Source organism: Wenyingzhuangia marina (assembly GCF_900130035.1).
In the GTDB taxonomy this organism is placed as follows: domain Bacteria; phylum Bacteroidota; class Bacteroidia; order Flavobacteriales; family Flavobacteriaceae; genus Wenyingzhuangia; species Wenyingzhuangia marina.
In genome coordinates, this window is record NZ_FQXQ01000004.1 from 292183 (window position 1) to 305114 (window position 12932).

General features: G+C 30.8%; 13 protein-coding genes. 10 read left to right on the forward strand and 3 right to left on the reverse strand.

Annotated elements, in window-relative coordinates:
* The first annotated feature begins 47 nt into the window (after positions 1–47).
* The 5 genes from BUB70_RS10695 (at position 48) to BUB70_RS10715 (ending at position 4213) form a co-directional block, all read left to right on the forward strand.
* Positions 48–1889, forward strand: a complete 1842-nt coding sequence (locus BUB70_RS10695) for a cation:proton antiporter (RefSeq protein ID WP_073121389.1) — start codon at positions 48–50, stop codon at positions 1887–1889.
* Positions 1890–1986: 97 nt separating this feature from the next.
* On the forward strand, positions 1987–2532 hold the full coding sequence (locus BUB70_RS10700) for a 30S ribosomal protein S16 (RefSeq protein WP_073121391.1): 546 nt from the start codon (positions 1987–1989) through the stop codon (positions 2530–2532).
* Positions 2533–2551: 19 nt separating this feature from the next.
* A complete protein-coding gene (gene rimM / locus BUB70_RS10705) occupies positions 2552–3079 on the forward strand; it encodes a ribosome maturation factor RimM (protein WP_073121393.1) in 528 nt (175 codons plus the stop codon).
* 53 nt (positions 3080–3132) lie between these two features.
* A complete protein-coding gene (locus BUB70_RS10710; protein WP_073121395.1) occupies positions 3133–3828 on the forward strand; it encodes a tRNA1(Val) (adenine(37)-N6)-methyltransferase in 696 nt (231 codons plus the stop codon).
* A gap of 4 nt (positions 3829–3832) precedes the next feature.
* Positions 3833–4213 carry a DUF423 domain-containing protein gene (locus tag BUB70_RS10715; RefSeq protein WP_073121397.1) on the forward strand — a complete coding sequence of 127 codons (381 nt, stop codon included), beginning with the start codon at positions 3833–3835 and terminating at the stop codon, positions 4211–4213.
* Between the two features lie 23 nt (positions 4214–4236).
* Here the strand turns inward: BUB70_RS10715 and BUB70_RS10720 are convergent, their stop codons facing one another.
* The 3 genes from BUB70_RS10720 to BUB70_RS10730 are packed head-to-tail and all read right to left on the reverse strand — an operon-like array spanning position 4237 to position 7052.
* The gene (locus tag BUB70_RS10720; RefSeq protein ID WP_073121399.1) at positions 4237–4989 is read right to left on the reverse strand and encodes a DUF4296 domain-containing protein; all 753 of its coding nucleotides are present in this window, start codon (positions 4987–4989) and stop codon (positions 4237–4239) included.
* Positions 4989–6326, reverse strand: a complete 1338-nt coding sequence (locus tag BUB70_RS10725; RefSeq protein ID WP_073121401.1) for a dihydroorotase — start codon at positions 6324–6326, stop codon at positions 4989–4991. The genes BUB70_RS10720 and BUB70_RS10725 overlap by 1 nt, the downstream gene beginning before the upstream one ends.
* A 3-nt stretch (positions 6327–6329) precedes the next feature.
* On the reverse strand, positions 6330–7052 hold the full coding sequence (locus tag BUB70_RS10730) for a polyprenol monophosphomannose synthase (protein ID WP_073121682.1): 723 nt from the start codon (positions 7050–7052) through the stop codon (positions 6330–6332).
* A gap of 82 nt (positions 7053–7134) precedes the next feature.
* Between BUB70_RS10730 and BUB70_RS14350 the strand changes: the two genes are divergently transcribed.
* The 5 genes from BUB70_RS14350 (at position 7135) to BUB70_RS10755 (ending at position 12930) form a co-directional block, all read left to right on the forward strand.
* Complete coding sequence (locus tag BUB70_RS14350; protein ID WP_073121403.1) at positions 7135–7791, forward strand: DUF4271 domain-containing protein; 657 nt, start codon at positions 7135–7137, stop codon at positions 7789–7791.
* Between the two features lie 7 nt (positions 7792–7798).
* On the forward strand, positions 7799–8548 hold the full coding sequence (locus tag BUB70_RS10740) for a uroporphyrinogen-III synthase (protein ID WP_073121405.1): 750 nt from the start codon (positions 7799–7801) through the stop codon (positions 8546–8548).
* A gap of 66 nt (positions 8549–8614) precedes the next feature.
* Positions 8615–9196: a DUF3109 family protein gene (locus BUB70_RS10745; protein ID WP_073121407.1), complete on the forward strand. Its 582-nt coding sequence runs from the start codon at positions 8615–8617 to the stop codon at positions 9194–9196.
* 274 nt (positions 9197–9470) lie between these two features.
* Positions 9471–10442: a ribonucleotide-diphosphate reductase subunit beta gene (locus BUB70_RS10750; RefSeq protein ID WP_073121409.1), complete on the forward strand. Its 972-nt coding sequence runs from the start codon at positions 9471–9473 to the stop codon at positions 10440–10442.
* A gap of 106 nt (positions 10443–10548) precedes the next feature.
* Entirely contained in the window at positions 10549–12930 is a 2382-nt protein-coding gene (locus BUB70_RS10755) for a ribonucleoside-diphosphate reductase subunit alpha (protein WP_073121411.1), read from the forward strand.
* Positions 12931–12932: the final 2 nt, after the last annotated feature.

Sequence of the window (12932 nt, forward strand, 5' to 3'; positions counted from 1 at the left end):
TATTATACAAAAAAGCGTATTTTACCACAGATTAAAATAAATTGGATATGATTGAATTAGCAGGAATTATTATTTTAGGAATTTTAGCACAATGGTTGGCTTGGAAGCTTAAATTACCCGCTATTTTACCTTTAATATTAGTTGGTTTGGTTGTAGGGCCAATTTCTACATTAATAACACCAGATGGTTCTAAATGGATAGAGCCTGTTTGGAATGGTACTAAAGGACTATTTGCAGGAGAAAGTTTATTTTATTTTGTATCCTTAGCCATCAGTATTATTCTTTTTGAAGGTGGTTTAACACTAAAAAAGAAAGAGGTTTTTAATGTTGGACCTGCTATTGTTAAGTTAATTACCATTGGTACAACCATTACTTTTTTTGGAGCAGGGGTAGCGGTGCATTATTTGTTTGATTTAAGTTGGGCGATTTCCTTCTTATTTTCATCATTAATTATTGTAACAGGACCTACCGTAATTACACCTATTTTAAGAAACATCAGGTTAAAAAGAGATGTAGCAGCTATTTTAAAATGGGAAGGAATATTAATTGATCCCGTAGGGGCTTTGGTAGCCGTTTTGGTGTTTGAGTTTATTAGCATTGAACAAACGCATGAGTTTACCAAAACTGCCATTATGGAGTTTGGAAAAATCATATTATTTGGGACTACTTTTGGATTCACCTTTGCTCACGGATTTAATTTTACTTTAAAAAGAAATTGGGTGCCTAAATACTTATTAAATGTATTTACACTGGCTTATGTTTTAGGCGTTTTTGTCTTGTCAGATTCTTTTGCACATGAATCAGGATTGTTGTCAGTGGTGGTCATGGGAATGGTTTTAGGAAATATTGATTTGCCAAACTTGAAAGAGATTCTTCACTTTAAAGAATCATTAAGTGTTTTACTGATTTCTATTCTTTTTATTCTGTTGTCAGCCAATATGAATATTAGCGATATTTATTTGGTGAATAACTGGAAAACATTGGCTCTTTTTGGAGTTATTATTTTAGTAGTTCGTCCTTTAGGCGTGTTTTTAAGTACTCGTAATTCGGGATTAAAATTTAGAGAAAAAGTATTTGTTAGTTGGGTAGGGCCAAGGGGAATTGTAGCAGCAGGTATTGCTTCTTTATTTGGATTGAAGTTAGTTGCGCAAGGAGAACCAGGAGCAGAATATATTACACCATTGGTTTTTGTAATTGTATTAGGAACAGTTTTGTTAAATGCCACTACAGCTAGAATGGTAGCAAGAATTTTGGGTGTATTTTTACGCTCATCAAAAGGAATTTTAATTGTGGGAGCCTCAGAAGTTTCTAGGGTGATAGCTAAATACTTAGAAGAAAAAAACAGATATGTTGTGTTGATTGATAACAATGCTGAAAACATAGGTATTGCCCAAAAAATGGGATTAAATGCAGAGGTATTTGATGTTTTTAATGATGAGGTGACTGATAATATTGAGTTTTCGGATATAGGTTATTTATTGGCTTTAACGGCTAGTAAAAAAGTAAATAAACATGCAATTAGCAGTTTTAAGAAAACTATAGATAAGGCATCATCATTTAGGTTTGTGTCTGAAATGGAATTAAATTCTGATAAAATAGATAGTGGAAGCAACTTTTTATCCACCAAGGATGACTTTTTAAAGTTTAGTGAATTGATAAGAGAATATCCTCAAATAAATGAAATTGAGATTAAATCTCAAGATGATTTTATACAGAAAAATAAAGAGTTAACGGAAAAGAATAATACGATTCCATTGTTTGTAGCAGATGAAAAAGGAGAGTTATATGTGATTGCATCAGCTAATAAATCATTTAAAATAGGTAAGGATTTTAAATTGGTATATGTTGGAGAGCCATTGTCTGAAGCACAGGAAGTTATAAAAGAATAGATTTTTTTAATAAGTTTATTTTTGAGAAAATAATAATTGTATATTTGCACTCTCAAAAATTAATAACGTGGGTCGTGAACCTGCACAATTTTAAATTATGTCAGTAAAAATTAGATTACAAAGACACGGTAAAAAAGGAAAACCTTTTTACTACGTAGTAGCAGCAGATGCTCGTGCAAAAAGAGATGGTAAATTCTTAGAAAAATTAGGAACTTACAATCCAAATGCTAATCCAGCAATCATTGAATTAGATGTTGATGCATCTGTAAAATGGTTAAACAATGGAGCGCAACCAACTGATACTGCAAAAACAATTTTATCTACTAAAGGAGTTTTGTTAAAGAAACACTTACAAGGTGGAGTAATTAAAGGAGCTTTAACAGAAGAGCAAGCTGAAGCTAAATTTCAAGCGTGGGTAGAGGCTAAAGAAGCTGCTATTCAAGCTAAAAAAGATGGTTTAACTCAAGCGCAAGCTGAAGAAAGAGCTAAAGCGTTAGAAGCTGAGAAAGCTGTAAACGCTGCTCGTATTGCTGCTGCTCAAGAAGCTGAAGCTGCATTATTAGCAGAGGCACAAGCTGCTGAAGCTACTGCAACTGAGGGTGAGGCTGCAACTGAAGAAGCTACAGAAGAAACTGCTGAGTAATTTCTATTAAACGATTGATATGCGTAAAGAAGATTGTTTTTATTTAGGCAAGATCGTTAGAAAACATAGCTTTAAAGGGGAGGTGGTTATTAAGTTAGACACCGATGAACCCGAACTGTATGAAAACATGGAATCTGTCTTTGTCGAACACGGCAAAGACTTGATTCCATTTTTTATTGAAGAAAGATTACTGCAAAAAGGAAATCAATTACGTGTGCGTTTTGAAACGGTAGATACGGAGCAAGATGCTGATGCTATTATGAATGCTGGAATTTATTTGCCTCTTTCTTTCTTACCTAAATTAACAGGAAACAAATTTTATTTTCACGAAATAATTGACTTCACAGCTGTGGATGTTGAGTATGGTGAATTTGGAATTATTAAAGGTGTAAACGATACTACTGCACAACCATTATTTGAAATTATGAATGATGGCGTAGAAATATTAATTCCCATGATTGATGAATTTATCAAAGAAATTGATCGTAAAGGAAAGCGTGTGGTATTACAAACTCCTCCTGGATTGATAGATATGTATTTGTCTTAATACTACTTATTTTATTAGAAACATTTGTATTTTTAAACTTTCTAAAGTTTTCAATGTTTCGATTCAAACAATTTTCTGTTTCTCAAGAAAAATCAGCCATGAAGGTGGGGACTGATGGTGTTTTGTTGGGAGCTTGGTCTCCAGTCAAAAAAGCAAATAATGTTTTAGATATTGGAACAGGAACAGGGTTAATTGCTTTGATGTTGGCTCAAAGAAACTTAGAAGTAAAGATTGATGCTATTGAGATTGAAGAAAATGCTTTTAAAGAGGCTCAATTAAATTTTATCAATACTCTTTGGTCAAGCAGATTAAATGTGTTTAATACTAGTTTACAGAGTTTTAAAAACGATGTTCAATACGATTTAATTGTTTCTAATCCTCCTTATTATACGGATACTTATCAAAATGAAGCTGCTGAAAGAACTTTAGCAAGACATGTTGATAATTTGTCTTTTCAGGATTTATTATATTACACTTCTTTTATGCTAAAGGATAATGGTATTTGTACTTTTATAATACCCTATGTTGAAGAGCAAAACTTTATCAATTTGGCAAAAGACCAAGGATTATTTATTTCTAAAATCACAAGAGTAAAAGGGAGAGTGGAATTGCCATTTAAAAGGAGTTTATTGTGTTTTACCAAAGAACTTACAGGGTGTTTAGAGGATGAACTTGTAATAGAAATAGATAGACATGTGTATACTCAAGAATATATACAGTTAACAGAATCTTTTTATTTAAAAATGTAACCATATGAAAAAATATATAGCCATAGCTAGTTTTAGTGGAGCTTTATCAGTAATGCTTGGTGCTTTTGGAGCACATGCATTAAAAAATGTGCTAACAGAAAGTCAATTGAATAGTTTTGAAACAGGTGTAAAGTATCAAATAACTCATAGTTTGTTATTGTTAATTTTGATGCTTATTCCAATAATAACGGAGCCTCAGAAGAAAAAAATTGGAAATGTTTTAATTGCAGGAATTATCTGTTTTTCGGGATCTATTTATTTGCTGACTTTAGGAGTGGTTCCTTCTAAATTTATATGGTTTGTTACGCCTTTAGGAGGTTTACTGTTATTAGCCTCTTGGTTAATGATTGGAGTATATGCCTTAAAACAAAAAACTACTTTATAGTTAAATAAAGTAGTTTTTTGTTTTTATAGATATTTCTTTAAATCTAATTCTCTTGTTTTTTGATCAATAAACTCTTTTTGTTTCTTTTTGATGTCTTCTATTTTTTTCTTGAGGATTTCCTCTTGTAAGCTTTTTATTTTTTCTATTCCTTTTGTAATAGAATCATTTTTAATTTTATTGGTGGCATCAATTTTTTGATTAATTGAGTCTAAAAACTTCTTTTTATCAATGGTTGATTTTATAGTAATACTATCTTTTAAACTTTTTTCAAGTTTTTTGATTTTAGAACTAAATACATCATTCTGAACTTTTTTAATGGAATCAATTTTTGTATTTAATTGTTTTTCCTGAGTTTCTTTAAAAAGCGCAATGTTTTTCTCAACAACCTTTTCTTGAGCTTTTTCTAAAGAGTCTACCTTTTGTTTAAAAATTTCATCTCTTACTTTTTTTAAAGCATCAAGTTTTTCATCAATAGTTTTTTTAACTAATCTTAAAATTTCTTCATTCTGACTAATATCGGCAGTGTAATATCTTAAACTTTCGTTAAAAGTAATAGAATCTGTTTCTTGGTCTTTGTAAACAAAACTAAGATAGTTAACATTTCTTTCGTTGTTAATGTTTTTTACGTTTTGGGCACTTCTTGCAATGTAACTTTCTACCAAAATATCAACCATTTTATCTTTGGGAATCAGATTGTCTGGTTTTTTAGGAATAGTATTACTTTCGCAGGCAATGAGCCCAATTACTAAAAATATGTATAGAATATGTTTAATCATTATCTATTAAATGTAATTCTTTTTCCTTTAATGTCGTCGTTAAACACTCCGTTGTCATAAATAAGGTTACCATTTACAAAAGTATGGGTAATGGTGTTGTTAAATGTTGTTCCTTCAAAAGGACTCCATCCACATTTGTAAAGAATATTGTCTTTGTTTACTGTCCATCTTTTTTCTGGATCAACCAAAACCAAATCAGCAAAATATCCTTCTTTTACAAAACCTCTTTTTTCAATTTCAAAAAGAATAGCAGGGTTGTGACACATTTTTTCTACCACTTTTTCTATGGTAATTTTTCCTTCATCAACATAATTTAACATAGCTGGCAATGCATGTTGTACCAATGGACCACCACTAGGTGCTTTGGTGTAAACTTGTTGTTTTTCTTCTAATGTATGTGGTGCGTGGTCTGTTGCAATTACATCAATTCTATCATCTAATAAAGCTTTCCATAAGGCTCCCTGATCATTTTTAGTTTTTACAGCAGGATTCCATTTGATAAAAGTTCCTTTTTTAGCATAATCATCGCTGTTAAAGTTTAAGTGATGTACACAAACTTCTGCCGTAATTTTTTTCTCTTTTAAAGGAATGTCATTTCTGAACAATTCTGTTTCAATTGCAGTTGATAAGTGAAAGATATGTAATCTAGCTCCTGTTTTTTCCGCTAATTTTATGGCTTTTGAAGAAGATAAATAACAAGCTTCTGCACTTCTAATAATAGGATGTTGAGCCATAGGAATGTCTTCTCCAAACTCTTCTAAAGCTTTTTGAAAATTATCTTTAATAGTTTGTTCATCTTCGCAGTGAACAGAAATTAACATATTGGTAGATGAAAATATTTTTTCTAAAACTTCAGGGTTATCTACCAACATATTTCCTGTAGAAGAACCTAGGAATAATTTAATTCCCGCTACTTTTTTAGGATCTGTTTTTAGCAATTCCTCTAAATTATCATTAGTTCCACCAAACATAAAAGAATAGTTGGCATATGATGTTTTCGAAGCTGTTTCGAATTTATCTTCCAATAATTCTTGAGTGGTTGCTTGAGGAACCGTGTTTGGCATTTCTATAAAAGTGGTGATTCCACCTGCTACAGCGGCTCTACTTTCGGTAGCGATATTTGCTTTATGAGTAAGTCCTGGCTCTCTAAAGTGAACTTGATCATCTATAGCACCTGGTAGTAAATATTTTCCTTTGGCTTTAATTACCAAGGCACTTTTAGGTACTTTAATATCTTTAGCGATGGTTTTAATGATGTCGTTTTCAATCAATACATCACGTTTAAATATTTTTCCTTCGTTAATAATTTTTGCACCCTTAATTACTGTACAACCCATAATTTATTTTTTTGTCAATCCTTTAAATTTCATTCTTATCACTCCAAAAATAGCTTCACTAATAATTGAGCTATCTAATTTTGAGGTTCCTTTAGTTCTATCGGTAAAAATAATAGAAACTTCCTTTATTTTAAATTTGTGTAACCATGCTTTAAATTTCATTTCTATTTGAAAAGCATATCCTGTAAATCTTATTTTACTAAAATCTATGGTTTCTAATACTTTTCTTCTGTAACAAATAAAACCAGCAGTGGTATCAAAAACAGGAATTCCTGTAACAAACTTTACATATTTAGAAGCAAAGTAAGACAACATCAATCTTTTAAAGTCCCAATTGATTACATTAATTTTGTTATTGATGTATCTTGAGCCAATAGCAACATCATTGTTTCCTTCTTTACAAGCATTAATCAATCTTGGCAAATCTTCTGGATTATGAGAAAAATCGGCATCCATTTCTAGCACATATTCATAGTCTCTTTGAATAGCCCATTTAAAACCGTGAATATATGCTTTACCCAAACCACGACTACTAATTCTGATTTCTAAATGTAGATTGGGATGTGATTTTTGCAAGTTTTTGATGATATTAATAGTTCCATCAGTAGAATTGTCATCTACCACCAAAATATCATAATTAGAATCAATATCAAATACTGCTTTAATAATATTGTTGATGTTTTCAACTTCATTAAGAGTAGGGATGATAATTAATACCTGATTCATGCTTAAAATTTGTTTTGCCAAATTTACGTTTTTTTATTCCTAATTTTGTAGCAACATTCATTCCATATTTTAAGTAAAATACATGCTACTAGAACTCGTAGATAATTCATATTATAACAAACTAAGTTTGGTATTGTTAAGTCCTTTATTTATTGTCTTTTTTATGTGCATGGTAGATTTAACTAGAACCAAACTCCTTTTCAGAAGTTTGTTCTCTAATCAATACTTTTATAAATATCCTCACGATGCTGTTAGTACGCTTTCGCTATATCAGATATTGGTTTTTTTATATGTTTCAGTAGTATTTGCGCTCTTTTTGATGTTTTTACTATATGATAGTGAATTTATTTATCAACATTTTTTTGAGGCATTTAGAGGTTGTGTATATATAAGTGCAGGATATTTTTTTATAAAGTATTTAGTGTCAGAGTTTTTGTATAATTTTTCAAGAAGAAAATCACATTTTAAACAGATGTTGGTTCTGGAAACCAGTTATTTAGCTGTGGTTTTGTTGATGGTTTTTTTGCTTTTATGTTATGTTTTTTTGCATTTAGATATTTATAATTCTTCTAGAATTTTTGTGTTAATAACTGCTTTAATTCTATACTTTATTAGATTTATAATCATTGTTTTGAACAATAAAAACCTGCTGTCAGGCAAGATTTTATATATTATTTTGTATCTTTGCACGCTAGAAATAGTGCCGTTTATTTATTTATTCAAAAGCTATACAGAGTAAGAAAAAGATGAAAGTAAAAACAATATTAGTATCTCAGCCAGAGCCTAAAACAGACCAACAATCACCCTTTTCAATTTTATCAGAAAAGCAAAAAGTGAAAATAGATTTTAGATCTTTTATTCACGTTGAAGGATTAACTGTAAGAGAGGTTCGTAATCAAAAAATTGACTTAGGAAAATATTCTGCTATTATACTAACTAGTAGAAATGCAGTAGATCATTTTTTCAGAATTGCTGAAGAAATGAGATTTAAAGTGCCTAACGAATTAAAATATTTCTGTCAATCAGAAGCAGTTGCTTACTACTTACAGAAATATGTTGTTTACAGAAAACGTAAAATTTATGTGGGAAAAAGAACTTTTCCTGAATTGTGTGAATTGATTAAAAAACACAAAACAGAAAAATTCTTACTACCATCATCAGATAAATTAAAAGATTTAATTCCTGAGTCTTTAAATGCAATGGGAGTAGATTGGACAAGAGCTGATTTGTATAGAACGGTTACTAGTGATTTGTCAGATTTAGAAAAAGTAACGTATGATGTTTTGGTGTTTTTTAGCCCATCTGGAATTCAATCTTTATTTAAGAATTTCCCAGAGTTTAAACAAAACGACACAAGAATTGCCGTTTATGGAAATTCAACGGTAAAAGCAGCAACTGAAGCTGGTTTAAAAGTTGATATTGCAGCACCATCACCAGAAACACCTTCTATGACGATGGCTTTAGAAAAGTATATTAAAGAAGTAAATAAAAAATAATTTTTTATTTTTGAAGAGAATATAAAGAGCCTATTTAATGGGCTCTTTTTTTATACCAAATAACGTATGTTTCAAATAGGAAAAACACTAGTATCTGAAGAAGTCATAGAAAATGATTTTGTATGTAATATTGCTGCTTGTAAAGGAGAGTGTTGTGTGGCTGGAGAAGCAGGAGCCCCTGTGTTAGATGAGGAAATTAAAAAATTAAATGAGGTATATCCAAAAATTAAGCATTTATTACGTCCAGAAGGAATAAAGGCTATTGAAGAACAAGGAGTTTATACAACCTCTAAGTTTGGAGAGCATGAGACTACTTTGGTAAATAACAAAGAATGTGCTTTTGTTACTTTTGATGAAAAAGGGGTTACTTCTTGTGGAATTGAACAAGCTTATAATCTAGGACTAGTAGATTGGAAAAAACCAATTTCATGTCATTTATATCCAGTTCGTGTTCAAGAGTACGAAGAATTTTCTGCTGTAAATTATCACCATTGGGAAATTTGCGATGATGCCTGTTCTTTAGGAAAAGAATTACAAGTTCCTGTATATAAATTTTTAAAAAATGCGCTGATTTTAAAGTTTGGAGAAAATTGGTATATGGAATTAGAAAAAGTTGCAGAAGAATGGAAAAAACAGAAGAATAGTTAACAAGTTTATTCTTAAAAAAGTTAAAAAAAGCCTTTACAAATTCTTTGTTTGTTGGGCTTTTTTTTATTATCTGATTTTGTTTATTTAAAACAGTTTTAAATATAAATACTTGTTTTGTAGTGTTTTGTAAAAAGTCAGTGTTTATACTGTATTTTGACCGATTGTTAAGAACTTTCAAGTTTTGTGGATAAGTAGTTCTTTCATTCAAGACTATTTTTTGCAATCTTTGTTAGCACGATAAAATAATAATCACACTAGAAATTAAATAAAAGATATGTCTCAAGTTGAACCAATTTTACAAGAAGACCCAAATAGATTCGTAATTTTTCCTATCCAACACCAAGATATTTGGGAATGGTACAAAAAACAAGAAGCAAGTATTTGGACAGCTGAAGAAATTGACTTGCACCAAGATGTTGTTGATTGGGAAAATAAATTAAATGATGATGAACGTTATTTCATCAAACACATTTTAGCTTTCTTTGCGGCATCTGATGGTATTGTAAACGAAAATTTAGCAGAAAACTTTGTAAGTGAAGTTCAATATGCCGAGGCAAAATTCTTCTATGGTTTCCAAATTATGATGGAAAACATTCACTCAGAAGTTTATTCTTTATTGATTGACACTTATGTGAAAAATGAAGATGAAAAAAATAAACTTTTTAAAGCTATTGAATATTTTCCTGCAATTAAATTAAAAGCAGATTGGGCTTTAAAATGGATAGAATCAGAATCTTTTGCAGAGCGTTTAATTGCTTTTGCAGCTGTTGAAGGAATTTTCTTTTCAGGTAGTTTCTGTGCTATTTTCTGGATGAAAAAACGTGGATTGTTACCTGGATTAACTTTCTCTAATGAGTTAATTTCTCGTGATGAAGGATTACACTGTGATTTTGCAGTACACTTGCACAACAATCATATCGTAAATAAAGTACCTAAAGACCGTATCAAAGAAATTATTATTGATGCCTTAGATATTGAGAAAGTATTTATTACAGAATCTTTACCAGTAAGTTTAATTGGAATGAATGCTAAATTGATGAGTCAATACTTAGAATTTGTAACAGATAGACTTTTAGTTGAATTTGGATGCGAAAGAGTGTACAATTCTAGCAATCCTTTCGACTTTATGGATATGATATCATTAGAAGGAAAGACAAACTTCTTTGAGAAAAGAGTTTCTGAATACCAAAAAGCAGGAGTAAAATCTGGTGGAACAGGAGAAATTAGCTTTGATGCTGATTTTTAAAAATAGATAAATTAATCACTTTTTTTAATATGCTACAATGCTATGTAAATAGTGTTGATAGGATGTTATTCTCTAAAAACTAACAAATTTAAAAGATAAAGCAACTATGTACGTAATTAAAAGAGATGGACACAAAGAGTCTGTGATGTTTGATAAAATCACGGCTAGAATTAGAAAAATTTGTTACGGATTAAACCCATTGGTAGATCCTGTAAAAGTAGCAATGCGCGTGATTGAAGGGTTGTATGATGGAGTAACAACTTCAGAACTAGACAACTTAGCAGCAGAAATTGCAGCAACTTTAACTACAGCACATCCTGACTATGCAAAATTAGCAGCAAGAATTTCGGTATCTAACTTACATAAGAATACAGAAAAATCTTTTTCAGCAACAATGAAAGAATTATATGAATATGTAAACCCACGTACAGGTTTGGCATCTCCATTGCTTTCTGATGAAGTATACAGAGTAATTGATGAAAATTCTGCTTTGTTAGATTCTTCAATTGTATATGATAGAGATTTTAATTATGATTACTTTGGTTTTAAAACTTTAGAGCGCTCTTATCTTTTAAAAATTAACGGACAAATTACAGAACGTCCACAACATATGTTGATGCGTGTAGCGATCGGTATTCATTTAGATGATATTGAAGAAGCTATTGAAACCTATAACTTAATGAGTAAAAAATTCTTTACTCATGCAACCCCAACCTTATTTAATTCAGGTACCCCAAAACCACAAATGTCTTCTTGTTTCTTATTACAAATGCAAGATGATAGTATTGATGGTATTTACGATACATTAAAACAAACAGCAAAAATATCTCAATCAGCAGGAGGTATCGGTTTATCTATTCATAATATTAGAGCTACAGGTTCTTACATTCGTGGAACAAACGGAACTTCTAACGGAATTATTCCAATGTTAAAAGTTTATAACGATACTGCTCGTTATGTAGATCAAGGAGGAGGTAAGCGTAAAGGTTCTTTTGCTATTTACATTGAACCTTGGCATGCTGATATTTTTGAATTCTTAGATTTAAGAAAAAATACAGGGGCAGAAGAAAAACGTGCAAGAGATTTATTCTTGGCTTTATGGATTTCTGATTTATTTATGAAGCGTGTTGAAGAAAACGCTGAATGGACATTAATGTGTCCTAATGAATGTCCAGGATTATATGATACATACGGAGAAGAATTTGAAGCATTGTATATCAAATACGAAGCAGAAGGGAAGGGTCGTAAAACCATTAAAGCTCGTGAATTATGGGAAAAGGTTTTAGAATCTCAAATTGAGACAGGAAACCCATATATGTTGTACAAAGATGCTGCTAACCGAAAATCTAACCAAAAGAACTTAGGAGTGATTCGTTCTTCTAACTTGTGTACCGAAATAATGGAGTACACAGCAAAAGATGAAGTAGCGGTGTGTAACTTGGCATCTATTGCGATTCCAATGTTTGTGGAAACAAATGATAAAGGAGAAAAATTCTTTAATCATCAAAATTTATATAAAGTAGTTAAAAAAGTAACTAGAAACTTAGATACTGTTATTGATAGAAATTACTATCCTGTAAAAGAAGCGGAAAATTCTAACATGAGACACCGTCCTGTAGGATTAGGAATTCAAGGATTGGCCGATGCTTTTATCATGTTAAGAATGCCTTTTACTTCAGATGAAGCTAAGCAATTAAATAAAGATATTTTTGAGACTTTATATTTTGCAGCCGTAGAATCATCTATGGAAATTGCAACTAAAAAAGGAGCATATTCTACATTTGAAGGTTCTCCAATGTCACAAGGAGAATTCCAATTTAACATGTGGGGTGTAAACGATGAAGATTTAAGTGGTCGTTGGGACTGGGGTACATTAAGAAAAGAAGTGATGAAAAATGGAGTACGTAACTCTTTATTGGTAGCACCAATGCCAACCGCTTCTACTTCTCAAATTTTAGGAAACAACGAAGCTTTTGAACCGTATACTTCTAATATTTATACTCGTAGAGTATTGTCAGGAGAGTTTATTGTTGTAAATAAACATTTATTAGAAGATTTAGTAGAATTAGGTTTATGGAATAATGCCTTAAAAGAAGAGTTGATGAGGGCTAATGGTTCTATTCAACATATTGTAGAAATTCCACAAGATTTAAAAGATCTATATAAAACAGTCTGGGAGCTAAGTATGAAAGATATTATTGATATGTCTCGTCAAAGAGGGTATTTTATCGATCAATCTCAATCTTTAAATTTGTTTATGGAAGATGCTAATTACTCTAAATTAACATCAATGCATTTCTACGCTTGGAAATCAGGATTAAAAACAGGAATGTATTATTTAAGAACTAAATCTGCAGTAAATGCAATTAAGTTTACTTTAAATAACGATAAAAAAACAGAAGATAAACCTTTAACTCCAGAAGAGTTTAAAGCCATGGTTTTACAATCTAGAGAAAATCCAGATGATTGTGAAATGTGTGGATCTTAAAA

Excerpts from the sequence above, each read along its gene's own strand:
- BUB70_RS10695 (WP_073121389.1), top strand. The coding sequence starts at position 48 with ATGATTGAATTAGCAGGAATTATTATTTTAGGAATTTTAGCACAATGG.
- BUB70_RS10700 (WP_073121391.1), top strand. The coding sequence starts at position 1,987 with ATGTCAGTAAAAATTAGATTACAAAGACACGGTAAAAAAGGAAAACCT.
- rimM (WP_073121393.1), top strand. The coding sequence starts at position 2,552 with ATGCGTAAAGAAGATTGTTTTTATTTAGGCAAGATCGTTAGAAAACAT.
- BUB70_RS10710 (WP_073121395.1), top strand. The coding sequence starts at position 3,133 with ATGTTTCGATTCAAACAATTTTCTGTTTCTCAAGAAAAATCAGCCATG.
- BUB70_RS10715 (WP_073121397.1), top strand. The coding sequence starts at position 3,833 with ATGAAAAAATATATAGCCATAGCTAGTTTTAGTGGAGCTTTATCAGTA.
- BUB70_RS10720 (WP_073121399.1), bottom strand. The coding sequence starts at position 4,989 with ATGATTAAACATATTCTATACATATTTTTAGTAATTGGGCTCATTGCC.
- BUB70_RS10725 (WP_073121401.1), bottom strand. The coding sequence starts at position 6,326 with ATGGGTTGTACAGTAATTAAGGGTGCAAAAATTATTAACGAAGGAAAA.
- BUB70_RS10730 (WP_073121682.1), bottom strand. The coding sequence starts at position 7,052 with ATGAATCAGGTATTAATTATCATCCCTACTCTTAATGAAGTTGAAAAC.
- BUB70_RS14350 (WP_073121403.1), top strand. The coding sequence starts at position 7,135 with ATGCTACTAGAACTCGTAGATAATTCATATTATAACAAACTAAGTTTG.
- BUB70_RS10740 (WP_073121405.1), top strand. The coding sequence starts at position 7,799 with ATGAAAGTAAAAACAATATTAGTATCTCAGCCAGAGCCTAAAACAGAC.
- BUB70_RS10745 (WP_073121407.1), top strand. The coding sequence starts at position 8,615 with ATGTTTCAAATAGGAAAAACACTAGTATCTGAAGAAGTCATAGAAAAT.
- BUB70_RS10750 (WP_073121409.1), top strand. The coding sequence starts at position 9,471 with ATGTCTCAAGTTGAACCAATTTTACAAGAAGACCCAAATAGATTCGTA.
- BUB70_RS10755 (WP_073121411.1), top strand. The coding sequence starts at position 10,549 with ATGTACGTAATTAAAAGAGATGGACACAAAGAGTCTGTGATGTTTGAT.